This window comes from Saccharospirillum impatiens DSM 12546 (assembly GCF_000423605.1).
Taxonomy (GTDB): Bacteria; Pseudomonadota; Gammaproteobacteria; order Pseudomonadales; family Natronospirillaceae; genus Saccharospirillum; species Saccharospirillum impatiens.
Map to the genome: position 1 here is coordinate 66,495 of NZ_AUIH01000008.1, position 25,622 is coordinate 92,116.

The window sequence follows — 25,622 nt, forward strand, 5'->3', positions numbered from 1 at the left end:
CGAACTTCAACGTTTTAGTGAACACTATTTTAATCCGATGCCGGGATCAGCACCTGAACCCGGACATCGACTGTGACGTCCAGATGAGTCAGCGCCTTCAACTTTTCGATGCCCGCAGCGGGTGCCCGGTACAGATGCGGTGTCATCGCCAGCAAGTCGGCAATGCACTGTTCGCCTTCAAGTGTCAGTTTCCGGGTGACAGACTGGCTACCCACTACCTGGAAAGTGTCCGGGTAGGTTCGGGCTGAATCCGGCCGTTCATTCAGAGTCGGGTAGATCACTTCGCGCAACTCACGCAGATGATCCGGGCCCGGGTCGACCATGATCAGGCGCCCGCCGGGCCTGATGACCCGGGCAAATTCTTCATACACCGGGAAGCCAAACACACAAAGCAAGCGATCAATGCTGTTATCCAATACCGGCAATCGGGCATTGGTACCTACAACCCAGGCCGGCTGCGCGTCTTGCTTTGCCGCTGACTGCACCGCCCATTTGGACACATCCAACCCCAGCACCTGCAGTTCGACGTCTTCGGGCAAACTCTGGCCCAGCTGCCTCAGGTAATACCCTTCACCGCACCCGGCATCCAGGCAGGCAGCACCAGAGCTCATATCCTGCACCACAGCCTCATTGAGCGCCCGGGCAATGCACTGGTAATGGCCCGCCTGTAAAAAACGTTGCCGTGCGGCCACCATCGCCTTGCTGTCTCCGGGATCTTTCGACCGTTTTTTCTGCACCGGTAACAGGTGCACGTAACCCTGGCGAGCTATATCAAAGCTGTGTCCCCGCGGGCATTGCCAGGCAGATCCGCGGGTATTCAACGGCTCGCCATCCAGAGGGCAAGCCAGGCATTCAAAAGCAGTAACCGTCATAAACAGCCAAACCGGAGCATGAACCCCCCATCATACCGAAAAACCCGACCCTCTCGCAGCTCATAGCTTGCAGCCATCTCCTCCCATGAGACTAAAGTCTGGCTTTTCAATGGACACTGCAATTATGCACCATAGCGATGGGTTTTCTTAAGAACACCGCGCACTCTCTAGCTCGTTCAACAACAATAAGACGGAGAACACATCATGAGTGATGAAAAATCCCCAGCGGCGCAGTATTGGTCGGCCAACCTGAGATTGATTCTGGGTTGTCTGATCGTCTGGGCTTTTGTGTCCTACGGTTGCGCCATTTTGTTTCGTCCTCTATTGGCCGGAATTCAGTTTGGCGGCACCGATCTTGGCTTCTGGTTTGCTCAACAGGGTTCAATTCTCAGCTTTATCGGTTTGATCTTCTTCTATGCCTGGAAGATGAACAAACTCGATAAGAAATTCGACCTCGGGGAGTAAGGCAGATGAGTCAATTTGCAATTAACCTGATCTTTGTCGGCGGCTCCTTTGCACTCTATATCGGTATCGCGATATGGGCGCGGGCTTCCTCGACCAAAGAATTCTACGTCGCCGGTGGCGGCATCAACCCAATCACCAACGGTATGGCAACGGCTGCCGACTGGATGTCTGCTGCCTCGTTTATTTCCATGGCAGGTTTGATCGCAGCGGGCGGTTACGCCAACTCCACCTTCCTCATGGGTTGGACCGGTGGTTACGTTCTGCTGGCCATGCTGCTGGCTCCCTACTTGCGCAAGTTTGGCAAGTTCACGGTTCCCGACTTTATCGGTGACCGTTTCTACAGCAGCAAAGCGCGACTGGTGGCTGTGGTTTGTCTGATTGTTGCGTCGGTAACCTATGTAATCGGTCAGATGACCGGTGCGGGTGTGGCCTTCTCGCGCTTCCTGGAAGTGAGCAGCACAGCCGGTATCTGGATTGCGGCGGTTATCGTATTTTTCTATGCGGTATTCGGTGGCATGAAAGGCATTACCTACACTCAGGTCGCTCAGTATGTCGTGCTGATCATCGCCTACACCATCCCGGCGATTTTTATCTCACTGCAACTGACCGGCAACCCGATTCCGATGTTTGGTTTGTTCAGTGAACATACCGACTCGGGAATGCCTTTGCTGGCCAAACTGGATGAAGTGGTTCGCGAGTTGGGCTTCAGAGACTACACCGCTGATGTTTCCAATAAACTGAACATGGTGTTGTTTACCCTGTCGCTGATGATCGGTACCGCCGGTCTGCCGCACGTCATCATCCGCTTCTTCACAGTACCCAAAGTCGCCGACGCTCGCTGGTCTGCCGGCTGGGCTCTGGTGTTCATCGCTCTGTTGTACCTGACAGCACCTGCTGTTGCGTCCATGGCGCGTCTGAACCTGCTGACGACTGTGTTCCCGGATGGTGCTGAAGCACCTGCCCTGCAATATGACGAACGACCACAATGGATTCGCAGCTGGGAAGAAACCGGTCTGGTGAGTTATACCGACAAAAACAACGATGGCCGTATCCAGTTCTACAATGCCGTTCCTTCGTTCGAAGAAACCGCAGATGCACGTGGCTGGGCTGGTAATGAACTGACGGTTAACAACGATATCCTGGTACTGGCCAACCCTGAAATTGCCAATCTGCCAGGCTGGGTCATCGGCTTGATTGCAGCCGGCGGTATCGCTGCAGCACTGTCGACAGCAGCCGGGTTGTTGCTTGCCATTTCCTCGGCCATCAGTCACGACCTGATCAAGAAGACCCTCAAACCCGACATCAGTGAGAAAGGGGAAATGCTGGCCGCCCGGATCTCCATGGGCGGTGCCATTTTGCTGGCAACCTATCTGGGTTTGAATCCTCCCGGGTTCGCGGCACAGACGGTGGCACTGGCATTCGGTATTGCGGCTGCGTCAATCTTCCCGGCGATCATGATGGGTATTTTCTCTACTCGCATGAACGACAAGGGTGCGATTGCAGGTATGCTGGCCGGTCTGTTGTCCACGCTGTTGTACATTTTCACCTACCTCGGCTGGTTCTTCGTTCCAGACACCAACATGCTGGCCAACACCGCTGACAACTGGTTGTTTGGCATTTCACCCCTGTCCTTCGGCGCAGTCGGTGCTATGATCAACTTCGGCGTGGCCTTCATCGTCTCTAATGCGACTGATGCACCACCGAAGGAAATTCAGGAACTGGTGGAGAGCGTTCGCTACCCGAAAGGGGCTGGCGCTGCGAGTCACCTCAGCCACTGATTGATCCGGAGTACAACCAACGACTCTCGTAACCCGGGGGTCGTACCGGATTCACCAAAAAACCACAGTTTCTTTCACGGGCTTCCACTTGGAAGCCCGTTTTATTTCAGGGTTAACCTTTCATGTTATGGCATATCATCGCAATTGCAGTATCGGGCCTGGGTGCCGCCGGCATCGCCCTTTTTCTTCGTGTTCTGAGCCGTAAAAAACTGCCCCGATGGATCATTCCAGTCTTCGCTGGCGCGGGGATGCTCGCTTATCAGGTCAATTTCGAATACAGCTGGTTCGAGTTGAAGCAGACGCAACTGCCGCCGGGCTCCATCGTCGTATCAACTGAGTCACCCAACCAGGTCTGGCGCCCCTGGACTATGGTTTACCCCATGATCAATGCTTTTACCGTACTTGATACCAACAACCTGACTGAGCGCGAACAGGAAGGCGACACTATCGTTCGTTTTGTCTTGTATCGTTTTGAAAAGCAGCACATTGATCAGGTTACCTACCAAACCTACCTGCTCAACTGCACCACCACCGAACTGGTGCCGATGACAGAAGCCGGAGAAGCCCAGGTCAATGACATCCGTACCCTTGAGCAAGACAGCACCCTGATGAACGGTGTCTGCAAGAACTGACCCTTTGAGATCAGTCACTGAAGCTGGCATGCTTGCAGCGCCAGTCATCAGGGGAACATCATGCAGATAACAGTCTATTGCGGCTCAAAAAGTGGCCACAGTGCGGAATACGTCGAACTGGCCACCAGCCTGGGCCAACAAATGGCCCTGCGTGAGCACGACCTGATTTATGGTGGAGCCAATATTGGCCTGATGGGTGCTGTCGCCGATGCCGTTCTCGCGGGTGGGCGCCGCGTTTTGGGTGTGATGCCCAAGGCCCTGGTTGACCGGGAGGTGGCACACCCCGGTATTACCGAGCTGCAGGTGGTCGATACCATGCATGAGCGAAAAGCCGGTATGGCCGACCCGGCCGACGCCTTCGTGGCGCTGCCCGGTGGACCCGGAACCATGGAGGAACTGTTTGAAGTGTGGACCTGGCAGATGCTTGGCTATCATCACAAGCCCGTGGCTATTCTGAACCACGATGGCTACTACGACCCACTCCTGACCATGATCACCCGTATGACAGACCAGGGCTTCGCCTGGGCAGACCTGACAACCACCTTAATCATCGAATCGACGGTGGAGGGTTTGCTCGACACTCTGGAAAGCCGGGTCAAGCCCTGATGAACATTGCCTTTTTCATGCGCGCCTACACCGGTTTACTCGGCGTATCGGCGATGGTGGCGATACTGGCGCTCGTCAACGGATCTGAACCGGCACCCTGGTGGGGTGTGCTGCTCGCGGTTGCACCGATGGCGTTGCACTTCACACTGCGCGCTACGTTAACCGGTAGGCCGCGTAAACGCTGGCTGATGCCACAACAGGTGTTCACTATTGGTGGCCTCGGTTTAACCATGAACCCTGAGTCCGTAGAGCAACCGTCAATACTGGCCTCGGGCCTGGCCGCTGCATTGGTGGTCATGCTGTATATCTATGTAGTGAAGGTGTGGCGCAAGGGAGTGGATCAGGACAGCAAGGTGAAGCAAGACAAGGACCTTCCACCCTGAGCGTTCTGCACAGGGTGGAATGGGTGTTAAGCCAAACCGGTTATCTTAACAACACCGGTTATCTTAACAACAACAGCGGCTTGTTCGACTTCAATAACACCTTCGCAGTCAGGCTGCCCAGCACCAGCTCACGCAAGCGAGTATGGCTGAAAGCACCCATCAGAGTCAGGTCGATATCATGCTCAGCCTGATAACTCACCAGCGCGTCACTGGGTTTCCCGTCCAGTGTCACGGCCGTAATTGTGTGACCCGCCGCCTGTAAAAGCTTTGTTGCCTTGTGCTGCAGGGTATTGGAATCGGCCGGGTCCTCTCCCACGGTCACCAAATGAACCGGAATACCCTTGAACAGCGGGCTTTGCGCCAGCATGTCGAGTGCCTTACCGGAGGCATCGCTGCCGTCGTAAGCGAGCATGACTTTCCCGGGCACGCTGAACTCAGTGTTTACCACCAGAATTGGCCGGTGCAGTGCCCGGATCGTCGCTTCCAGGTGAGCCCCCAGATGCTTGCTATCCTGCTCATGCTCTTCGCCGCGGATACCAAGCACCAAAACTCGAATGTCCTCTTCCATATCGATCAGCGATTCAGTCAGGCTGCCATGGCGTTGCCGGGTAGTGGCCACAGTGCCGCCCTGCTCAATCCGTTCTTTGGCAGCCGCCAGCATCAGCTTACCCTGCTCCATCATCAGCCGGTTGCGCTGTTCCTCTACCTCGGTGAGTTCTTGCAACAGGGTATCCCGACTGCCCAGGCCAATGGCACCGGACAGGTCGGCCGAAGAGGCACCGCCGGTGTGCTCCAGATTGTGCAGTAACTGCAGCGGAGCGCCCGTACGCTGGCTGATCCAGGCGGCGTAGTCACAGACCGACTGGCTGTACTTGGAACCGTCGATGCAGGCCAGTATTTTATTGTCGTTATTAAACATCAGTGACCTCCTAACACTTTGTCGATCTCTTCGGGTTTATCGTGCACACCAAAGCGGTCGACGATGGTTTCACTGGCCTCGTTCAAGCCAATGATCTCGACCTGTGCACCCTCTCGGCGGAACTTGATAACAGCCTTGTCGAGCGCACCCACGGCTGTGATATCCCAGAAATGAGCACGGGTCAGGTCAATCACAACATGATCGACCGCTTCTTTGAAGTCAAACGAAGCGACAAACTTCTCCGACGACGTAAAGAAGACCTGGCCGACGACGCTGTAGCGACGGGTATCGGTTTGTTCATCCAACTCACTGGCGACATACATAAAGTGGCCGACTTTGTTCGCGAAGAACAGGGCCGCCAGCAATACACCGGCAAAAACACCGTAAGCCAGGTTATGCGTCCATACCACGACCACCACCGTCACGATCATCACAATGTTGGTCGACAGCGGATATTGTTTGAGGTCCTTGAACGAGCCCCAGTTGAAGGTTCCGATGGAGACCATGATCATCACTGACACCAGGGCCGCCATGGGTATTTGTGACACCCAGGGGTTCAAAAAAACCACCATGATCAGCAACACCACACCCGCTACCAGGGTCGACAAACGCCCGCGACCACCGGACTTCACGTTGATGACCGACTGACCGATCATGGCACAGCCCGCCATGCCGCCGAGCAGGCCCGAACCAATGTTGGCAACACCCTGAGCCTTGCACTCGCGGTTTTTGTCACTCGGTGTATCGGTCAGGTCATCAACGATAGTCGCCGTCATCAAAGACTCAAGAATACCGACCATGGCCAGCGCAAAAGCATAGGGGAAGATGATTTTCAGGGTTTCCAGGTTCAGTGGAACATCAGGCCACAGAAACACAGGCAGCGTATCTGGCAGGTCACCCAGATCGCCCACAGTCCGTATATCGAGCCCCAGCACCAAGCTCACGCCGGTCAGCACCACAATGGTCACCAGAGGAGACGGAATGGTTTTGTTAATCAGCGGGAACAAATAGATAATGCCAAGGCCCGCCACGGTCATCGCATAGACGTGCCAGGTTACGTTGGTCAGTTCCGGCAACTGCGCCATAAAAATCAGAATGGCCAGGGCGTTCACGAACCCCGTGACCACAGAGCGCGACACAAAACGCATCAGTTCGCCCATGCGAAGGTAGCCGATACAGATTTGAAGCACACCAGTCAACAACGTCGCCGCTAACAGGTATTGCAGCCCATGCTCCTTGACCAGAGTCACCATCAACAGCGCCATAGCGCCGGTGGCTGCTGAAATCATGCCGGGTCGACCGCCCGTAAAGGCAATGATCACCGCCATGCAAAACGACGCATACAACCCGACTTTAGGGTCAACGCCGGCAATGATCGAAAAGGCAATGGCCTCGGGAATCAAAGCCAGTGCTACGACTAAACCGGCGAGCACATCGCCACGAACATTCCCGAACCAGTCTTTTCGGGTAGAAGATAACAACATAAGAACCTCAGGAGGTACGGATAAAAAACAAGTGCCGCGTATCGGCGCGCCACACAGGATGCATGCCCTGCATGAACAGAATAGGTCAGACGACAGGCTCGGAGAGTCTGCGGAGGTGGGAAAATGCTATGGTGGCGTAAGGGTCACGATAGGTGCCGCTGGCTCGTCTGATAAAGGGAAGCGCATGATAGCGACTGGGGAGCAGATAACAACCCCAGGTCACCCTTTGTCACGGTACGGTGGTTACATCTCAAATTGAGTTCGCGCCAAGAACCCGCATCGGCTACCAGGTAGGCTCCTCAAGGGTCGGGCGGGATGCCGCCCACTCAACCCTTCCATGGGGCCTGGATCGCAACATCCATGTTGCGAACCCCCCTTGATGAGCCTACCTGGTACCCGATGCTAATCGTTTGCCGGCGAACTCTGACATTCCAACCAACAGTTGGACAAAAAATCAGATACCGTACTTTCAATTTTTAGGGTCCTCGAACAGCCCAGTGTCAGGCATCGGGTGTACCTATCCGGGGTAGTCTGCAGCATGGATGCTGCAGCCTAGGCCCCACGGATGGGTTCACGCCGACCCCGGATAGGTATACCCGGTGTCTGGCACGGACTCTAGGCAACACATTAGAAGAAACCCATAGGGTTCACGTCATAGCTGACCAGGAGGTTCTTGGTTTGCTGGTAGTGGTCGAGCATCATTTTGTGGTTCTCGCGGCCAACCCCGGATTTTTTGTAGCCACCAAAGGCAGCATGGGCCGGATAATGGTGGTAGCAGTTGGTCCAGACCCTACCCGCCTGGATGCCGCGCCCCATGCGATAGGCGCGGTTCATGTCGCGTGTCCACAGGCCGGCACCCAGTCCGAATTCCGTATCATTGGCAATTTCCAGTGCTTCGGCTTCGTCCTTGAATGTGGTAACTGACACCACCGGGCCAAAAATTTCTTCCTGAAAGACGCGCATCTTATTGTGGCCTTTCATCAGCGTGGGCTGAATGTAGAAGCCAGACTCGTACTTGCCTTCCGTTGTGCCCAGCTGATCACCACCTAACAGGAATTCCGCACCCTCTTCCCGGCCAATGGCAAAGTAACCCATGATCTTGTCGAATTGCTCTTTTGATGCCTGGGCACCGACCATCACTTCAGTATCCAGCGGGTTGCCACGCTTGATCTGATTGGTGCGCTCAATCACTTTCTTCATGAATTCATCGTAAATCGACTCATGCACCAACAAGCGTGACGGGCAGGTACAAACTTCGCCCTGATTGAAGAACGCCAGTACAACCCCTTCGATGCACTTGCTCAGGTAGCTGTCTTCATACTGCATAACGTCTTCAAAGAAAATGTTGGGCGACTTGCCACCGAGCTCCACCGAAGAGGGAATGATGTTTTCAGCCGCACATTTGAGAATGTGCGAGCCAACCGGGGTTGAGCCGGTAAAGGCGATCTTGGCAATGCGGGTGCTGGTCGCCAGCGCCTCGCCGGCTTCGGCCCCATAGCCATTAACGACGTTCAACACGCCCGGCGGCAACAGATCTTCGATCAGTTCAACGAATTTCAGAATCGACCACGGCGTCTGTTCCGCCGGTTTCAGAATGGTGCAGTTGCCACTGGCCAGTGCCGGGGCCAGTTTCCAGGCCGCCATCAGCAGCGGGAAATTCCAGGGGATGATCTGCCCGACCACGCCCAGAGGCTCGTGAAAGTGATAGGCCACGGTGTGCTCGTCGATCTCCCCGACCGAACCTTCCTGGGCCCGAATCGCACCGGCGAAGTAGCGGAAATGATCGACCGCCAGCGGTACATCGGCGTTCAACGTCTCGCGCACCGCCTTACCGTTATCCCAGGTTTCGGCAATGGCAATCATTTCCAGATTCTGTTCCAGACGGTCGGCAACCTTCAGCAGAATATTGGAACGCGCTGTCACCGACATTTTCCCCCATCCTTCTTTGGCCGCATGGGCCGCATCCAGAGCCAATTCGATGTCTTCAGCGCCTGAACGGGGAATCTGACAAAAAATATCACCGGTTACCGGAGATACATTGTCGAAATACTGACCCTTGACCGGCTCGACCCATTTGCCACCGATAAAGTTGCCATAACGGGTTTTGACTGAAACCGGAGAATCGGGCTGACCGGGATGCGAATAAAGCATGGTGTGTACCTCTGGATGTTGTTTTATGAATTGTTGTTTTGGGTGTTGCCACCCGAGCTACCGCAACAGCCGTGCCAGCGCTTGCATTGCTGCCGGGAAGAGACTAAAACAGAGGGACTGAATAAGCGGGCCCATCAGTCAGGCAAGGCTTGCCAACCGGGGCTGTCCGCCACACACGACTGCACCGGAAAGCCCCTGTTTATGGGCTATTCAGCGTGAACAACGAGCATAACAATAAAAACTCAAACGCCGGTCGGGTATCGGCCTCCACCCAATTAGGGTGTTGCAGGGTGCGCCAGGTGTTGCAAAACGCCACACCCCGGGAGATCACAGATGACTTCTTCGACTCACCCCAGCGCCGAAGCGCTGGCCGCCGCCAGGCATCAGTTTTTTGAACAACACCAGACGCCCGGTACTCTGATATCGCCGCTGATTGAACGATCCTGGCAGCGCAGCCTGAAGTCTGGCCTTACCCCCGGACACTGCAGCCGCGATGCCCGCCTGTCGCAACCCGAATTCCGCCATATTCGCGAACGCAACCGCACCCTGCTCGATATCGCCCGTCCACAACTGGAAAGTCTGTTCGAGCAAATCCAGGATACTCAATGTGCTGTGTTGCTGGCTGACCAGACCGGCACCATCCTCCACGGGGTGGGCGATGCTGCCTTCGTACCGGAAGCACGACGCGTTGAATTGATGCCCGGTGGCGTTTGGAGTGAAGGCGCCCGCGGCACCAACGCCATCGGTACAGCTGCCAGCGAAGGCCGCTCAGTCGTGGTACATGGCCAGGAGCATTTTCTTGACCAGAACGGCTTTCTGACCTGCGCTGCGGTACCGGTATTCGATCCCGGTGGCCAGGTGATTGGCGTACTCGATATATCCAGCGATGCCCGCCATTCGCAGCGTCACACCATGGCTCTGGTTAACCTAGCCGTATCGATGATCGAGAACAGCCTGCTCGAACGCACCTGTGAACGGGCACACCTGATGTACCTGCACCCGCATGCGCATCTGCTGGGTGGCCTCTATGAAGGCATTATCGCCTATGACGACAATGGCCACATCATCGGCGCCAACCGCTGGGCCCGACACCATCTGAACGTGACTGATAGCACTGAACAGCCACTGAATCTGCGCACTCTGTTCCCTCGACTGACCGAACCCGAAGCCCATGCCAGCCTGGTAACGCAGAGCGGACAGACGCTGCATGCCCGGCACAAGGCCTACCGAGCGCCGACGCGCCCAACCCGACCGGCCCCAGCAACCCCTGTGTCCGCGACAAAGGATCCCCTGGCCGCACTGGACAGCACCGACCCCGATATCGCCAAGCTGATCACGCAGGCACGGCGGATCGTCGGTCAGGGTATTCCCATTGTGCTGCAGGGCGAAACCGGTGTGGGCAAAGATGTCTGGGCCCGGGCGCTGCACCAGGCCGGACCTCGCAGCGGCGCCATGGTGGCGGTCAACTGTGCAGCCATTCCCGAAACGCTGATAGAAGCTGAGTTGTTTGGCTATCGCCCCGGCGCCTTTACCGGAGCTGACAAAGCGGGCTCTCGGGGACGTATTCTGGACGCAGACAACGGCACTTTGTTTCTCGATGAGATTGGTGACATGCCCCGTTCACTCCAGTCACGCCTGTTGCGAGTGCTGCAAGAGCGGCAGGTGACCCCGGTCGGCGGTGGCCAGCCCATTCCTGTCGATTGCGATCTGATATGTGCCACTCATGCCCGATTGCGTGAAGCGGTCAGTCAAGGCGTGTTTCGCCAGGATCTGTATTACCGAATCAACGGCCTGACACTGAACCTGCCACCGCTGCGCTCACGGAGCGACATTCGGGCACTGATCGACCAGGTGCTGGCTGACCTCGGTGGTGGAACCCTGAGTCAGGCAAGTTACCGGCTGATGATCCAGCACCCCTGGCCCGGCAATTTACGACAATTGCATTCGGTGCTCCGCACCGCCCGGATTCTATGCGGTCCGGATGAATCGATAACCCCCGAGCACCTGTCAGCCGATTTTCTCGCAGAAGCCCGAGTTGAATCGAACGGCGCGGCACTGGCCGACTGGGAACAATTCGCCATCAACACCGCAATGACAGACAACCAGGGTAACGTCTCAGCCGCGGCCCGACAGTTGAACATTGATCGGTCTACACTGCATCGCAAACTGAGACTGCTCAGTGGCAAGTAAAACAGCCAGCCTAAAGCGATATATTGCAGTATTTGCATTGATCAAATCCGAATAATTCGCACTTTGCAGTCGGATATCCCTAAAAATGTTACCAATCGGTCACATTTTTCCGGTAATGTGGTCAGGATCATTTTTTGACCAAATGTTCAACTAATGATGCTGCACCGTACCCGGGAGTCTGTCGGACTCGGGGGTGCGAGATACAACTAAAAAAGTAGAACGCAGCTCTGCAGTCGATACGCTGCAATCACAACAACAATAACGGGACTCTGTGGTCGGCAACCCACATGGATGTCAGTGAGACCCGATGAAAACGAGAGGGATACCATGAACGCCAGACGAACCACCCTGGCCCTGATGATTGCCGCAGCCTATGCTGGCGGTGCTCAGGCCGATCTGATTTTCTCCGAATACATTGAAGGATCTTCCTTCAATAAAGCCATCGAACTCCAGAATACCGGCGACGCAACGATTGACCTCAGTCAATACAGCGTCGAACTCTACTCCAATGGCAATACCAGTCTGAACACCGCCCTGACGCTGGGCGGCACGCTGGGTGCCGGTGATGTGTACGTCATCGCGAACAGCCAGGCTACTCAGGAAATCCTCGACGTCACCGACACAACATCGGGCGTGGCCAACTTCAATGGCAACGATGTGGTCTTGTTGCGCGAAGTGGATACCGTGGTCGACCGTATTGGCCAGCTGGGCAGCGCCGATACCTTCGGCGCCAACGTCACCCTGGTTCGAAAAACTGAGATTACCCAGGGTGATGCGAACTTTGCGGACGCCTTCGACCCAACCGAACAATGGGATTCTTTTGCCAGCAACACCTTTGCCTACCTCGGCAATGGTGGCACCGGTGACGATGGTGGGCCGGACGATCCCGTACTGGCGCAATGCGGCGAACCGATGACCTTGATTTCAAGCGTTCAGGGCAGCGGCGATGCCTCACCCCTGCTGGGACAGAACGTATCGGTAGAAGCGATTGTGGTTGCCGATTACCAGGCTGGCAACCAGCTCAGCGGTTTCTTCCTGCAAGAAGAAGATAGCGAGCAAGACGGTGATCCGGGCACCTCCGAGGGTATCTTTGTCTTTTACGACGATACCGATGTCGCGGTTGGCGACCGGGTTGTAGTCAATGGTGCCGTGGACGAATACTTTGGCCTGACCCAGATCAATGATGTCGATGGCATCTCTGTTTGCGCCAGTAACCAGTTGTTGCCGTCACCCGCGCTGGTCTCGCTGCCACTGGATAACGCCGATGACCTCGAAGCATTCGAAGGCATGCGGGTGACCAGCAACCAGACGCTGACGGTCAACGAAGTGTATCAACTGGGCCGCTATGGTGAATTCACCGTTAGCCAGGGTCGTCGCTACATCCCGACAGAAGTGGCTGCCCCTGGCCCGGATGCCTTTGCCGTTAATGAGGCCAACGATCTGAACAAGTTGATTGTGGAAGATGGCATTCGCACTCAGAACCCGGACCCCATGCGGTTCCCATCGCCTGAGCTGTCGGCCTACAACACCCTGCGCATTGGCGAAACCCTCAACAACCTCAGCGGTGTATTGAACTATTCATTCGGCGCTTACAAGCTGATCCCGACCGGGGACTTGCAACTGCAGGGCACCAACCCGAGAAAAGCAGCCCCTGAAGACACCCTGGATCGCGACATGCGCGTAGCCAGCTTCAACGTGCTGAACTACTACAACGGCGATGGCCTTGGTGGCGGTTTCCCAACTGACCGCGGCGCCGATACACCGCTGGAACTGGAGCGCCAGGAGGCCAAACTGATTGCAGCGCTTTCAGCACTGGATGCGGATGTCATCGGGTTGATGGAAATCGAGAACGACGGCTTTGACGAAAACAGCGCCATCGCCCAACTGGTCGATGCACTGAATGTCACCCAGCCAGCCGATAAGCTCTACGACTACATCTCAACCGGAGGCCCGGGCATTGGTACCGATTCCATCGCCGTCGGCTTGATTTATCGCGCGGGCATCGTGGCACCGGTTAACGGCGCCCAGGTTCTGTCAAGCGACAACTCTCCGTTGGACGATGAAGGCCAGCCCCTGTTTAACGATCAGAAAAACCGCCCGGCTCTGACCCAGAGTTTTGAACATCTGGGCAGTGGTGATCGCTTTACCGTTGTGGTGAACCACCTCAAGTCCAAAGGCTCTTCCTGTGACGACGTCGGCGACCCGGAAGACCCCAACCTGCAAGGCAATTGCAACGGCGTTCGTACTGCCGCAGCGACCGCCCTGGCTGAGTGGCTGAGCACCAACCCGACCGGTGTAGCTGATGCCGATGTGATGATCATTGGCGACTTGAACGCCTACTCAATGGAAGATCCATTGCAGGTTCTGGCCGATGCCGGCTATGCCAACCTGAAAGGCGACGGTGAATACTCTTACGTATTCGACGGTGAATCCGGTAACCTCGACCATGCCCTGGCTTCTGCCAGTTTGCAGGCCAAGGTCATTAACGTGCAGGACTGGCACATCAACACCGATGAGCCGCTGGTGCTGGATTACAACACCGAGTTCAAATCCGACAATCACGTTGAGCTGCTCTACGCACCCACGCCTTACCGGTCTTCCGACCACGACCCGGTTATCGTCGATTTCAATTTGAATACACCTCCGAACGTCTCGTTCAGTGTGTTCAGATTCCTGTTCTGGTATGTCTTTATCAGCGACAGCCGCGACGATGACGGTTACTTGGTCGCCGAAGACTGGAATGCCGGTCAGTTCGCTTTTTCAGGTGACTGGAAGATCATTCCGGCCTATCTGTTCAAGCGTAATCAGATCCGTGAGGTAACCCTGACTGTCACGGACAACGATGGCGCCACCAGCAGTCTGACCCAGACGTTGCCGCGTTAATCCCCTGGTCAGGGCATCGTTCTGATGCCCTGACACCCAACTTCCAAGTCTATCCTTATGTCTGAATAATCCGCTGACATTGGGCAAGTGCTAGGGCCTACCCGGTAGCTGGCACGGCTTTCCGCCACCGAAGCCAGCCGAAATAGACGAACCACCATTCATCAAATCGTCACCACTCTGTCGCCTACCCGTCACATCGCCGCAATAGTCTGGCTCTGTCTGCTATGACCGGAGCCCGCTGTTATGACGAATCGATCCGTACGAGCCGTGTTTATTTCCGATATACATCTGGCCAACCCCAACAGCCAGGTCACCCTGCTTGCCGAGTTCCTGCGCACCACCGACATGGAAACCCTGTACCTGCTGGGTGACATTGTCGATCTGTGGAAACTCAGCACCCGCAAAGGCCGATGGTCCCGCCAGCACGAAGCCATTTTAAAGCTGATACTGGCCAAGGCTAACAACGGTACCAAAGTCGTCTATGTGCCGGGCAATCACGACCCCTTCTTTCGTCACTTCGCCGACACGACGCTGGGACCCATCAGCGTCGAGCACGAGGCCATTCATACAGCCGCAACCGGCGAACGCTATTTATTGCTGCACGGAGACCGCTTCGATGACGATATCTATTGCGGGCACTTCTGGTGGCACCTGGGTGAATGGGCCTACGAGTCCATTGTTACCCTGAACCGTTACCTGAACCGGGTCCGGTTTCTTTTTGGCAAGCCTTACTGGTCGCTACCCGGCGCACTGAAAGTGCGCAGCAAAAAAGCCCGGGCCTACATCGAGAGCTTTGAAACCCGGGTTATCCAATATGCGCAAAGTCAGGGTGTTCAGGGTGTGATCTGCGGACACATCCATCAGGGAACTCTGCGTGTCAGCGACGGCTTCGTTTATGCCAACGATGGTGACTGGGTGGAAAGCTGCACGGCTTTGCTGGAGCACCATGACGGCAGTCTGGAATTGCTTCAGGTGCCGCACAACGCCACGGCCCCTGGTACACGACTGCACCCGGCGATGGCCCCGGAGCCGGGTATCGCAATGAGCAATCAGACACGTTGAAACCTTTGCTTACGTTTTACTACCAAATAATTGCTCCCTGAGTGTCAATTGAATCACAAACCGGGGCGGTAGCACGTTGCGCTGCACGACGTTAAGGGCCAAAGTATAACGGTACTCCATACGCCGATGTTAAGGGGCCAGTAAAACCCGGGACAGACCATGCAGTGAGACGCTGCCTGGTGTAGCCCCAGGTTTTTCAATCAAGGCTTAACGCAGTCTTCGGATACACGGCCGGAACGGATTCCCGGGAGGTTCTATGCTGGCACTGATCGTAATTCTCACTCTGTTTCTGATGGTGTTTGGCGTTTGCTACTGGTCATTAAACCACTATCCACGTTCACGTCCTTTCCGGTACAGCCCGGGAACGGAGATGCCCCTGCCCGATCCAAAGCGCTCTCAACTGATGGCGGTACTGGCACAACGCTACCAGCTCGACAAAGCTGTCCGGCATGCCCGCCTCGACAGCGAGCGCCTCGACGCATTGCTGCGGTGGACGCTCAATCGCTGGGAGCCCCAAACCGGTAATCGCTCCGCCTCACACAACCCGCTTGATATTCTCGCGCGCGTGAGTCAGGGGGAGCAATTTGGTCGAAGCGACTTTGTAACCGTGCTCGGCCACGCTCTGCAGGCGGTTGGAATACCCACCCGCCTGATTGAACTGCATACTCGCGACAGTCATTACCGGCCGTTGGGCGGATGCTATACGGGTCTGGAAGTTTTTCTCAGTGAAGAAAACACCTGGGTCTGGGTCGACGCTCAGTACGATGCCATTATTCTCAATAAAGGGCGTTATTGCAGTGCTCTGGATATTAAAGACGCTTTGCTGTCCAGAACGCACGAACTTGAACTGATATCTGCTGTTGAAGGGACCGATATCGACAGCTATCTGGCTTTTCTGGCGCCTTTTCTCGACATTGTTATTGCCCAGCCGCTGGGCCAAAGCCGACGTTATGCGTTGATTCCCCCTCAACTGCGTTTTCCGCGACGTCACCATCTGTTCGGGCGCAATCTCTACGATCAGGTATGCCACTCAAGGGATACTTTTTACGCTGTTAGAGACTTAAACCAGCTGATCCCTACACATCCCAAAAGCACCTTTAGACCCCAAACCGCCAACGCCTGACGACTAGGCGGGAGGAGCTGCACTCAACCTCCCGCGTTAGCTGACCGGTCGGAGTCCTCAATGGGAGCGAAATCTTCATCGCTCAACTCGGGGGATTCCGTACTGGTATAGGTGGAATCGATGCGTTTAAGGGCCTTGCACATGACGTCTATACGTTGGTCCTGCGCGTGAATATGCTCCAGCAAAGCCATAATGGCATGAGCTGTGGGGTCCGGCATTTGTGAGACACCGTAGGCATCGAAGCCTACTTTATCGGCCATGGCTTTCTGCTTGTCACTGAATGGCAGCACCTTTTCGCCCTGTTGCTTCACAATACGACCGGGTATGCCCACCACGGTTGCGTAGTCTGGCACAGCTTTGGTTACCACCGCATTTGAGCCCACCCGCGCATTTTTCCCGACGGTAAATGGCCCCAGCACCTTGGCACCGGCACCGACAATAACGCCGTCTTCCAGGGTTGGATGACGTTTGCCTTTTTCCCAGCTGGTACCGCCCAGCGTCACCCCCTGATAGATGGTCACATCATCGCCAATTTCAGCTGTTTCACCGATCACTACGCCCATCCCATGATCGATGAAAAACCGCCGACCCAGTTTGGCGCCCGGGTGAATTTCGATGCCGGTGAACCAACGCGCCAGCTGGGATACCCAGCGCGCCAGAGTTTTCAGATTCCACTGCCACAGTTTATGGCTGAAACGGTGAATCAGGATGGCATGCAAACCCGGATAGTTCAGGATCACCTCAAGCCAGCTGCGCGCTGCCGGATCTCGGTCAAAGACGCTCTGGATGTCTTCTTTCAGGTTGCGGAACATGTCAGGGTTTCCTTATCGACTTGTCTATCTGTGTCAGCATGCCACGTAAAATATTGGCTTCAACTTCATCGGGCTGCGCGCGCAGGATCAGGCGGCGTAATTTACTGAGCAGGGTACGCGGATTAGTGGGGTCGAGAAAGTCGATCTCAACCAGGGTTTTTTCCCAGTGTTCAAACAGCCCTTCAAGCTGTTCCGCCCGGGCCGGCGGCTGATCCCAGTCAACGCCCCAGTCGGTTCGGGTCTGCGGCACAGCCAGCTCCTGTCGCATCCGCAGTTCGTAACACAGTACCTGAACCGCCTGAGCGACGTTCAGAGAACTGTAGTCCGGATTCGACGGAATGTTCACGTGATAGTGGCACTTAGCCAGCTCATCGTTGGTCAGGCCACTGCGTTCACGCCCAAACAACAAGGCCACGGACGATCCGGATGGGTGAGACGCGACCTTGTCGGCCATTTCACGGGGGTTAAGCAATGGCCAGGGCAACGACCTTGAACGGGCTGACGCACCCACCACCAGCGTGCAATCAGCAATGGCGGTGTCAATGTCGTCGACCACCTCAGCCCGGTCGAGCACATCGTGTGCCCCGGAAGACAAAGCGAAAGCCTCGCCAGACGGATAGTCCTTGGGAGAGACCAGCACCAGCCGGGTCAGCCCCATGGTCTTCATGGCCCGGGCGGCCGCCCCGATATTACCGGGATGACTGGTATGCACCAGAACCACTTTAATTTCATCCAGCCGGATGCCCGTTTCGCCTGCGGCGTCCCTTGACTGCGACATGCTTGAATCTACCTCTATTTGCTCAAATACTGCACACCAAGACTTAAAGAGTGCGTTAAAGATGTGTATTATACGCGCCCTCGTTCGGGAAAGCGCCCGAACCGCTCTTTAACAAACCCGTTTTTGCGGATAAAACCGACGTACCTGAACTGGCTCGTCCGGTCCGTTTTGTCTGGCTGTGCTGTCACACGCCCGACATTAGGCCGGCCCCCACGCCCGTATCCGGTATGGTTTAACCCTTTTTAGATGTGAGTGTGAACCGACCATGCAACCGATACTGACCATTGCCCTGCGCGCCGCGCGCAACGCAGCCGACAAACTGACCTATACCTTGTCGAACATCGATTCACTGACCGCCGAAGGGGCTACCCGCAAAGACGTGTTTGATCAGGCCATAGAAGACGCCGCCTGGCGTGCGCGCAAAGCCATTCGCAAAGGCCACCCGCGCCATCACATCGACAGCTTGCACATCGGCATGGACGAAAGCCGCGACTACGATGGTCAGTCCTGCTGGAAAATCAATGTCCTGGCCGGTGAGTCCAACTACCGCTCCGGCTACCCGGGCTTTCTGATCGTCGTCACCTTTTTTGTCAAAGACCGCATCGAAGCGGCTGCCCTGCTCGACCCGATCACCGGTGATGAGTGGACCAGCATGCGCGGACGTGGCGTGCAACTGAACGAGCGCCGTGTGCGGGTAGACGCTTCAACCCTGGATCTGGCCCTGGCCGCGATTGACAGCAGCGACCCTGCCGAAATAGGTCGCTGGTCAGAGCGCGTTGCGGGCATTCGCGTCAGCGGCTGTGGCCTGATGAACATTGCTCAACTGGTCGCCGGTCGGGTTCAACTGGCCTTCGCCGACGATTTGAACGACGTTGACTTTCCGGCTGCAAGCCTGCTTTTGCAAGAAGCAGGGGCCCTTAGCGGGGATCGCAACGGCGGCCCCGTGAGTGCCAGAAAGGGTGAACTACTGGCCTCATCACCGCGTTTGTTCAAACAGTTGTTCAGCCGCAACTAAGGCAGAACGCGCAAACCGTTAAACATCGCGACGTGTCTGCAGTTGTTACCGGAACACGGATGTTCCTGCAAAAACAACGGCGTTCTGTGACCTCCTTTCCGGTTCTGAACATCTGCGCCCCTGTTTTGCCCGCTTCGCCTTGGGGCATCGGCAACCAGAGGGTATAGTGCGCCTTTTCCGCAAATACAGGGGCACTCGTTTGACCCAAGCGCTCACGTTCTACGCTGGCGAGCACGCCTACCGGACCATTCAAAACGAAGGGTTATCGCCGCAATCCATCCGCGTCATTCTTGGCGCTTCGGGCGGCCCCAAGTGGTTTGTACTGAGCCATCTCGATCGCTATCTGGCCAGTGAATGGTTGCCTGCCATACAGCACCCGCTGAATCTGATTGGCAGCTCCATCGGCGCCTGGCGCATGACAGCTTATGCCAATAAAAACCCGGTTGCCGCCATTGATCGGCTGGAACAGGGTTACCTGAACCAGCGCTACTCAGATAACGCCGATGCCGATGAAATTACCGGTAAGGTGAATGATTTTATCGAGAAAATGCTCAGCGAGACTCCGTTCGAAGATTTACACCCCCAGCGGCGACTTCACCTGGTTACGGCTCGATGCAGGGGCATCACGGCAACCCATTCGCCGCGCAAGCAGGCGTGGGTATTTACCGGTGTTGCTGCCAGCAATATGGCTTCCCGAGCCACCCTGTCACGATACTTCGATCGTGTTGTGTTTCGCAGCCCCCAGGGCCATTTACCCTTGTCGGACTGGGATCAGTTCACCACCTATCAGGTACCACTGAGCTCCGAGAACCTGCGCCAGGCGCTTCAAGCCAGCGGTGCCATTCCGGTGGTGATTCACGGTGTCACCAACCCGGCTGGCGCGCCAGCGGGGGTCTACCGAGATGGCGGCATGGTTGATTATCACTTCGACCTGCCGATCAAACCCGACAACGGCCTGGTGCTTTACCCGCACTTTTCACCGGTGCTGAAGCCTGGCTGGTTTGACAAGCCACTGCCCTGGCGCAAGGTCACGGCCAGCCACTACAGTCACACCCTCGTCGTCTGCCCAAGCCGGGCCTTCATCGAGAAATTGCCTTACGGCAAAATCCCGGACCGGAAAGACTTTGAAACCCTGGACGCTGAAACTCGTATTCGCTACTGGAACACTGTGGTCGACATGAACCGTGCCCTGGCTGACGAGTTTCACGACCTGGTCAGTACCGGCAAACTGGCGCAGCGGCTGCAACCCATCAAAGCCATAGCCCGCTAACGCCCTGAAACAGACCTTCCTGAATCCAATCTGAACACCTGCATCCGCTCTCGGGTTCAGTTCAGATAGGGTTCAGCCTGCCTTGCGATACTGGCTCCATTGAACAAGGAGCCTTACCCATGACTCAGTCCAGACTGCATCGCCGGTTTACTGCAACCGGGACCCACCCAAATTCGCCTGTCCGGATACGCCGTCTGGCCACTATGGCCATTGCCGGTTTATTGCTGACGGGCTGCCACGTAAGCGTCACCGATGTACAAGAGCATGAGGCCGGTTACGACACGGAAGTCACACCAACACTGGCACGCTACGACACCGAATTTCTGGTGCGCAGCGCCCTGGTCCCCTACGCCCTGAGCGCCACCAGTATTGAGATGATCGCCGACCCGGAGGCTTTCCTGACCCCATCGGCTCGAATGGCCAGCCGCAGCCATGTACCAGTTGAAACCACCTCAACCTACTTGTTTGACAGCGGAGCCTGCGATTTCGGCGGCTACACCAGCATCGATGCCTACGGGGAAACCGAAACCTATTCCGACAGCATGACGTTCATTACCATGGATGTGATGGCAGAGGCTGTGGACTGCGACACCCTCAACTGGCAGGGGTATGTCACCCTGAACAGCCAGCTCGATTTTGACGTTATGGGTTGGTACGACGATTACTTCGACCGCATCGATTCGCTTGAAGGCAGCATGACCGGCCGCCTGCGCATGCGTGCCGAGCGCAGTGACCTGAACTACACCAATATCAACACAGATATCATCGAGCTGGATTCTACCGATTTTCGCATTGAAGCCCGTGCCAGTATCTGGCTGGACGACGGCTGGCGCACCAACTCAGCCAGTTTGACCACCACACGCGGCGTCCACTGGTACCAGAACGATACCCGGCCACACGCCGGCAAGATCCGGCTCACTGCCTATCGGGGTTGGGTGGATCTGGAGTTCTCCGACTATGGCGTAACCCGCACCGACAGCAACGGCTACCGGGACAGTATTGCCTGGTCCAGTTTGCGCTAAATCGGGCAGCCGCAAAAAAGCCGACAGTGAGGTCGGCTTATTCTAATGCGATTATTAAGTTTGCACAGGATCAAGTGTGGGCTGCCGGGTGGGCCTATCTGGGGTAGTCTGAGGCATGGACTAAAACGCCAGGAGCGTTTTAGCACGAGCGCAGCGAGCCCGAAGGGTGAATCCCACGGATGGGATTCATAACCCGAAGCCTAGGCTCCATGGACGGGTTGAGTGGGCGGCATTCCGCCCGACCCCGGATAGGGACACCCGGTAGCCGAAACGGATTCCTGGCACCAAATTACAAACTATTCAACAACCATATATTCCGGTCCGAAGCCTGCTGACCAGACGATGACGGTACCTACCCGCAGAGTAACCAGCAGCACCAGCGCCACAGTGATCACCGAGGTTGCGTACATAAAGGCACGTTCCTTGGGAATGTTCATCACAATGGGCAGGCCTTCGTAAATCAGGTAAACCGCATAAGCCGCAGCGAGCGCAAATACCACCGCGTTCAGCCACAACAGAGGGTAAGCACCTACTATACCGGCCAGAAAAATCGGCGCTGTTGTGTACACTGCCAACGCCATGCCGTGGTGCGGATCGACCGGCTCATCGGAATAGGTCGTTGTCATCCAGGTGATGAACTCGCCGAATGTCCACACTCCGACCAACGCAGCCAGGTAGCTCAACACGCACAATACCAGCGCACTTTGCGCCGTCAGCACCGTTAGCGGCCCGTCCCCCAGACGCCAGCCAACTTCGGCCACGCCAAAATAGAAACACACCGCAGGAATCAGCGCCAGTATGGGCACATGGGTCAGGAACTCCATGGTCTTGCTACGTCGCTGTTTACGAATGAGTGACCACTCACTGCCAGGGTGAGTGAAAATACCAAGGGTGTGATCCAGAATCATAGTGATCTCCAAAGAATCATTCCGGCCGATGCGGGTTATTGTTGTTGACGATCACCTGCCCGGTCTACCAGGCACAAAGCATGTCCTGTTCAAACCGTTCACAGGCACCGTGGAAGTGGCCGGATTCTGACTGATAACATAGAGGAATTGGCGCAGACTGCAAGCATGCCGGGCGCCGCGACACAGAAAATTAATGCACTGCCACGACCAATCTCTGGAAACTGTGATCCATATCATTATATTATTGTTTACTAATACTAATGCCGGACGCTGCTATCTGTCCGGCGGTATCGCACCACCCTCACTCAGGTGGTAGCATCCAGAACAACTCGACGATAAGCAGGAGCGCTTAACAATGAACATTACCCAATTGTCCCCCACTTTTAAGGTCAGTCCGCAAATCACTGTCGACGACGTTACCGAAGCCAAAGAACAGGGCATTGCCGTTATTGTCTGCAACCGGCCGGATGGTGAAAGCGACGACCAGATACCCGCCGCCGACATCAGACGTGCCTGTGAGTCTGCCGGCATCAAATTCGTCGAACTGCCTATGAACGGACCCAATTACTCACCCGAGCAAGTCAGTACACTGAAAAGCCTGATCGACGACGGTAGCAACATTCTTGCCTACTGCCGAACCGGCAATCGCAGCAGTATTCTGTACAACGCCACCCAGGGATCCAACTGAGTCTTGCCGAAAGCCATATCCTTTTCACTGCCACGCGCCGGCGACATCAACGCCGGCTTGCTGGTAGCATTGGTCGGCATTCCACAATGCCTTGCCTACGCCATGTTATCGGGGTTGCCCCCAATGTATGGCCTGGTCACGGCTGCCCTACCGGGCATGGTGGCTGCAGCCTTTGGCCGCAGTGCCCATGTGACCGTCGGCCCAACCAACACCACGGGCCTGATCATTCTCGCCAGCCTGACGCCCTGGGCAGACCAGCCCGACCAGCTACTCACTGCCATGGCCACACTGGCCGTTCTGGCAGGGCTGTCACGCCTGCTGATCGTTGCTCTGCGCGCCGAGCGTGTCTTCGACTTCGTACCTGAGGCTGTCATGGTGGGTTTCGCTACCGGTGCCGCCGTCATCATCGCCCTGATGCAATTGGATGAATTCATCGGCACGCCTTTTTCCGAGGTGCGCAATGTTGTGGATGAACTGGTTCAGCTTTCCAGCCTAAGGCCGCCGGATATTGAATGGGCCGCCGTTGGCCTGTCGGTATTCGCGCTCTCATCGGTCGTGCTCGGCCGGCGCTTCCTGCCACGCTGGCCGATCCCGTTGATGACCCTGGTGGTCAGCACGGCCCTGGTTATCTGGGCACCCTGGCCTGTGGTGGAACGCTGGATAACCCTTGAGGAAACCACGGTCATTACCGATGGCTGGCCGCAACTGGCCACTCACTGGCCCAGCTGGAGCATGGTACAGGCGCTGATCATTCCGGGCTTTGCCGTCTCCTTTATCGGCTCTCTGGAACTGATCGTTACTCTGCGCAACCGCGCAGAACAACGTTGGCTGAGAGCAGAACTGGGCAGCCAGGGCGTGGCCAACCTGGTTGGCAGTCTTACCGGCGCATTCCCGGCCAGCACCTCCCTGACCCGATCGGTATTGCTGGACATTGGCGGTGCCGTGACACGCTGGGCACCCTTTATCGCTGCTCTGGCGATTTTGCCGATCATACTCTATGGCGCCGATTTGATCCGTGCCATCCCCCAGGCGGTTATCGCGGGCTTACTGATTGCCACAGCCCTGTCGATGCTGAAACCAGTGCAGATTCGCACCATTTTGCAAGCCAATTCCCAGACCCGAACCCTGTTCATGGTAACTCTGATCAGCACGCTGGTCCTCAATTTTCACGAGGCCATTCTGCTCGGCGCAGCCCTGGGGCTAGGGATCTTTCTGTTCCAGGCAAGTGTGCCTCTGCTGCGACGCTACGCCGTGGACGAAGACGGCTGGTTGCGCGACACCATCGAACTGGACAGCCCGCACACCCTGATTCAGATCTCGGGCAGCCTCTATTTTGCCGCTGCACGGCAGTTACCCGAACGGCTCATCGCTATGCTGGCACCAAAGACAACGTTGCTGACCATCGACCTGACTCACACTCACCACATTCGCGTAGCTGCCTTGCAGGCATTGCAGCAGTTTGTCGCACACTGTCAGGCACGAGACATCGACATCCAGATATGTGGCCACACACCAGGCCTGGTTCAGCTCTCCAACACTCTGGGGATTCGCCTGCCCTGGTGTGACCGTGTTATGGCGCAGCGTATAAAAGAGCCTGAACCGGAGATGAACGATGACTGAGCTCTACCGGCCCGATGATCAGCGCCCTCATAACTTTGGCGGTCTGCTGACAGTTGCCCCCAATATGATCGAATTCATGGCTCAGGCCGAGCGCGTCGCCCGCACCCAGGCGTCCATTCTGGTGCGCGGTCAAACCGGCTCCGGCAAGGAACTGGTGGCGCGCTACATCCATGATCAGTCGCGCCGGTCCAGCCAGACGTTCAGTGCCATCAACTGCGCCGCTCTGTCGCGTGAACTGATGGCCTCTGAACTCTTTGGCCACAAGCGCGGCGCCTTTACCGGTGCCACACACGATAGAACCGGCCTGTTTGAGCTGACCGACGGCGGTACCCTCTTTCTGGATGAAATTGCCGAAATGCCGCTGGATATTCAAGCTGGCCTGTTGCGAGTACTTCAAGACCGGTGTTTCACCCCACTGGGGTCGAGTGAAGTGCTGCATACGGACATTCGAATGGTCAGCGCAACCCACAAATCATTGCGCAAGCTCGCCACTACCGGCGAATTCCGGGAAGACCTGATGTACCGCGTACGGGTCGTGCCCTTGTATCTACCACCGTTGAAAAGTCGCATTGGCGACGTCGCCATGCTCAGCTGGCAGTTCATTCACAGCCTGAATCAGGAAAACGAGCGGCACATCGACAGTATCACGGCCCAGGCCTTCGACGCCTTGCTGGCCTACCCATGGCCGGGCAATATTCGCGAACTGATCAATGTGATCACCTATGCGCATGCCATTGGTGAAGGCCCGACCATTCACTTGCAGGACTTGCCACCGGAATTGCGCGGCGAAGCCCCGCCGGATGAATCGGACATCAGCCTCGAACATAGCGAGCGCGACCAGATTCTCGCCCTGATGCAACAGCACAAGGGCCATAAACAGGTGGTCGCCGACGCCATGGGCATTTCCCGCGCTACACTCTGGCGGAAAATGAAATCCTTGCAGCTTATGTAAGCCCGTTTG

General features: G+C 56.3%; 22 protein-coding genes. 15 read left to right on the forward strand and 7 right to left on the reverse strand.

The window, feature by feature from the left end:
- Positions 1 to 29: 29 nt before the first annotated feature.
- Entirely contained in the window at positions 30 to 872 is an 843-nt protein-coding gene (locus G565_RS0107640) for a putative RNA methyltransferase (protein WP_028670397.1), read from the reverse strand.
- Between the two features lie 204 nt (positions 873 to 1,076).
- Here G565_RS0107640 and G565_RS0107645 point away from each other — a divergent pair, with 204 nt between their 5' ends.
- The 5 genes from G565_RS0107645 (at position 1,077) to G565_RS0107665 (ending at position 4,736) form a co-directional block, all read left to right on the forward strand.
- Complete coding sequence (locus G565_RS0107645) at positions 1,077 to 1,337, forward strand: DUF4212 domain-containing protein (protein WP_028670398.1); 261 nt, start codon at positions 1,077 to 1,079, stop codon at positions 1,335 to 1,337.
- A 5-nt stretch (positions 1,338 to 1,342) separates the two neighbouring features.
- Positions 1,343 to 3,115: a sodium:solute symporter family protein gene (locus G565_RS0107650; RefSeq protein WP_028670399.1), complete on the forward strand. Its 1,773-nt coding sequence runs from the start codon at positions 1,343 to 1,345 to the stop codon at positions 3,113 to 3,115.
- 122 nt (positions 3,116 to 3,237) lie between these two features.
- Entirely contained in the window at positions 3,238 to 3,747 is a 510-nt protein-coding gene (locus tag G565_RS0107655; RefSeq protein WP_028670400.1) for a hypothetical protein, read from the forward strand.
- A 60-nt stretch (positions 3,748 to 3,807) separates the two neighbouring features.
- Positions 3,808 to 4,353, forward strand: coding sequence for an LOG family protein (locus G565_RS0107660; protein ID WP_211227144.1), 546 nt, complete (start codon positions 3,808 to 3,810; stop codon positions 4,351 to 4,353).
- The gene (locus G565_RS0107665; RefSeq protein ID WP_028670402.1) at positions 4,353 to 4,736 is read left to right on the forward strand and encodes a hypothetical protein; all 384 of its coding nucleotides are present in this window, start codon (positions 4,353 to 4,355) and stop codon (positions 4,734 to 4,736) included. The genes G565_RS0107660 and G565_RS0107665 overlap by 1 nt, the downstream gene beginning before the upstream one ends.
- Before the next feature lie 58 nt (positions 4,737 to 4,794).
- Here the strand turns inward: G565_RS0107665 and G565_RS0107670 are convergent, their stop codons facing one another.
- From G565_RS0107670 to exaC, 3 genes are all read right to left on the reverse strand, one after another.
- Positions 4,795 to 5,655: a universal stress protein gene (locus tag G565_RS0107670; protein WP_028670403.1), complete on the reverse strand. Its 861-nt coding sequence runs from the start codon at positions 5,653 to 5,655 to the stop codon at positions 4,795 to 4,797.
- The gene (locus G565_RS0107675) at positions 5,655 to 7,139 is read right to left on the reverse strand and encodes a SulP family inorganic anion transporter (protein ID WP_028670404.1); all 1,485 of its coding nucleotides are present in this window, start codon (positions 7,137 to 7,139) and stop codon (positions 5,655 to 5,657) included. The genes G565_RS0107670 and G565_RS0107675 overlap by 1 nt, the downstream gene beginning before the upstream one ends.
- A gap of 627 nt (positions 7,140 to 7,766) precedes the next feature.
- The gene (gene exaC, locus G565_RS0107680; protein ID WP_028670405.1) at positions 7,767 to 9,290 is read right to left on the reverse strand and encodes an acetaldehyde dehydrogenase ExaC; all 1,524 of its coding nucleotides are present in this window, start codon (positions 9,288 to 9,290) and stop codon (positions 7,767 to 7,769) included.
- A 333-nt stretch (positions 9,291 to 9,623) separates the two neighbouring features.
- Between exaC and G565_RS23400 the strand changes: the two genes are divergently transcribed.
- The 4 genes from G565_RS23400 to G565_RS0107700 all read left to right on the forward strand — a co-directional run bounded on the left by G565_RS23400 (position 9,624) and on the right by G565_RS0107700 (position 16,548).
- On the forward strand, positions 9,624 to 11,480 hold the full coding sequence (locus G565_RS23400; protein ID WP_037338217.1) for a sigma-54-dependent Fis family transcriptional regulator: 1,857 nt from the start codon (positions 9,624 to 9,626) through the stop codon (positions 11,478 to 11,480).
- A 327-nt stretch (positions 11,481 to 11,807) separates the two neighbouring features.
- Positions 11,808 to 14,363, forward strand: coding sequence for an ExeM/NucH family extracellular endonuclease (locus tag G565_RS23405; protein ID WP_051207554.1), 2,556 nt, complete (start codon positions 11,808 to 11,810; stop codon positions 14,361 to 14,363).
- A 243-nt stretch (positions 14,364 to 14,606) separates the two neighbouring features.
- Entirely contained in the window at positions 14,607 to 15,425 is an 819-nt protein-coding gene (locus G565_RS23410) for a UDP-2,3-diacylglucosamine diphosphatase (RefSeq protein WP_051207556.1), read from the forward strand.
- Between the two features lie 256 nt (positions 15,426 to 15,681).
- Entirely contained in the window at positions 15,682 to 16,548 is an 867-nt protein-coding gene (locus G565_RS0107700) for a hypothetical protein (RefSeq protein ID WP_028670406.1), read from the forward strand.
- A gap of 23 nt (positions 16,549 to 16,571) precedes the next feature.
- On the opposite strand, the gene cysE is transcribed toward G565_RS0107700, so the two are convergent.
- Together cysE and trmJ are read right to left on the reverse strand one after the other, a co-directional pair.
- Positions 16,572 to 17,360, reverse strand: coding sequence for a serine O-acetyltransferase (gene cysE, locus G565_RS0107705; RefSeq protein ID WP_028670407.1), 789 nt, complete (start codon positions 17,358 to 17,360; stop codon positions 16,572 to 16,574).
- A gap of 1 nt (position 17,361) precedes the next feature.
- Positions 17,362 to 18,138, reverse strand: a complete 777-nt coding sequence (trmJ, locus tag G565_RS0107710) for a tRNA (cytosine(32)/uridine(32)-2'-O)-methyltransferase TrmJ (protein ID WP_051207558.1) — start codon at positions 18,136 to 18,138, stop codon at positions 17,362 to 17,364.
- A gap of 265 nt (positions 18,139 to 18,403) precedes the next feature.
- Between trmJ and G565_RS0107715 the strand changes: the two genes are divergently transcribed.
- From G565_RS0107715 to G565_RS0107725, 3 genes are all read left to right on the forward strand, one after another.
- Positions 18,404 to 19,153 carry an inositol monophosphatase family protein gene (locus tag G565_RS0107715; protein ID WP_028670409.1) on the forward strand — a complete coding sequence of 250 codons (750 nt, stop codon included), beginning with the start codon at positions 18,404 to 18,406 and terminating at the stop codon, positions 19,151 to 19,153.
- Positions 19,154 to 19,352: 199 nt separating this feature from the next.
- Positions 19,353 to 20,423 carry a patatin-like phospholipase family protein gene (locus tag G565_RS0107720; protein WP_028670410.1) on the forward strand — a complete coding sequence of 357 codons (1,071 nt, stop codon included), beginning with the start codon at positions 19,353 to 19,355 and terminating at the stop codon, positions 20,421 to 20,423.
- A gap of 119 nt (positions 20,424 to 20,542) precedes the next feature.
- Positions 20,543 to 21,445, forward strand: a complete 903-nt coding sequence (locus G565_RS0107725; protein WP_157600024.1) for a hypothetical protein — start codon at positions 20,543 to 20,545, stop codon at positions 21,443 to 21,445.
- A 296-nt stretch (positions 21,446 to 21,741) separates the two neighbouring features.
- Here the strand turns inward: G565_RS0107725 and G565_RS0107730 are convergent, their stop codons facing one another.
- Positions 21,742 to 22,353 (reverse strand): Yip1 family protein, encoded by a 612-nt coding sequence (locus tag G565_RS0107730; protein WP_028670412.1) that lies wholly within the window; start codon positions 22,351 to 22,353, stop codon positions 21,742 to 21,744.
- Between the two features lie 355 nt (positions 22,354 to 22,708).
- Here G565_RS0107730 and G565_RS23415 point away from each other — a divergent pair, with 355 nt between their 5' ends.
- Genes G565_RS23415 through G565_RS0107750 form a run of 3 tightly spaced genes read left to right on the forward strand, consistent with a single transcriptional unit; the run spans position 22,709 to position 25,613 of the window.
- Entirely contained in the window at positions 22,709 to 23,041 is a 333-nt protein-coding gene (locus G565_RS23415; protein WP_037338221.1) for a protein tyrosine phosphatase family protein, read from the forward strand.
- 3 nt (positions 23,042 to 23,044) lie between these two features.
- A complete protein-coding gene (locus G565_RS0107745; RefSeq protein ID WP_028670413.1) occupies positions 23,045 to 24,661 on the forward strand; it encodes a SulP family inorganic anion transporter in 1,617 nt (538 codons plus the stop codon).
- Entirely contained in the window at positions 24,654 to 25,613 is a 960-nt protein-coding gene (locus G565_RS0107750) for a sigma-54 interaction domain-containing protein (protein ID WP_028670414.1), read from the forward strand. The genes G565_RS0107745 and G565_RS0107750 overlap by 8 nt, the downstream gene beginning before the upstream one ends.
- The last annotated feature ends 9 nt before the right edge of the window (positions 25,614 to 25,622 follow it).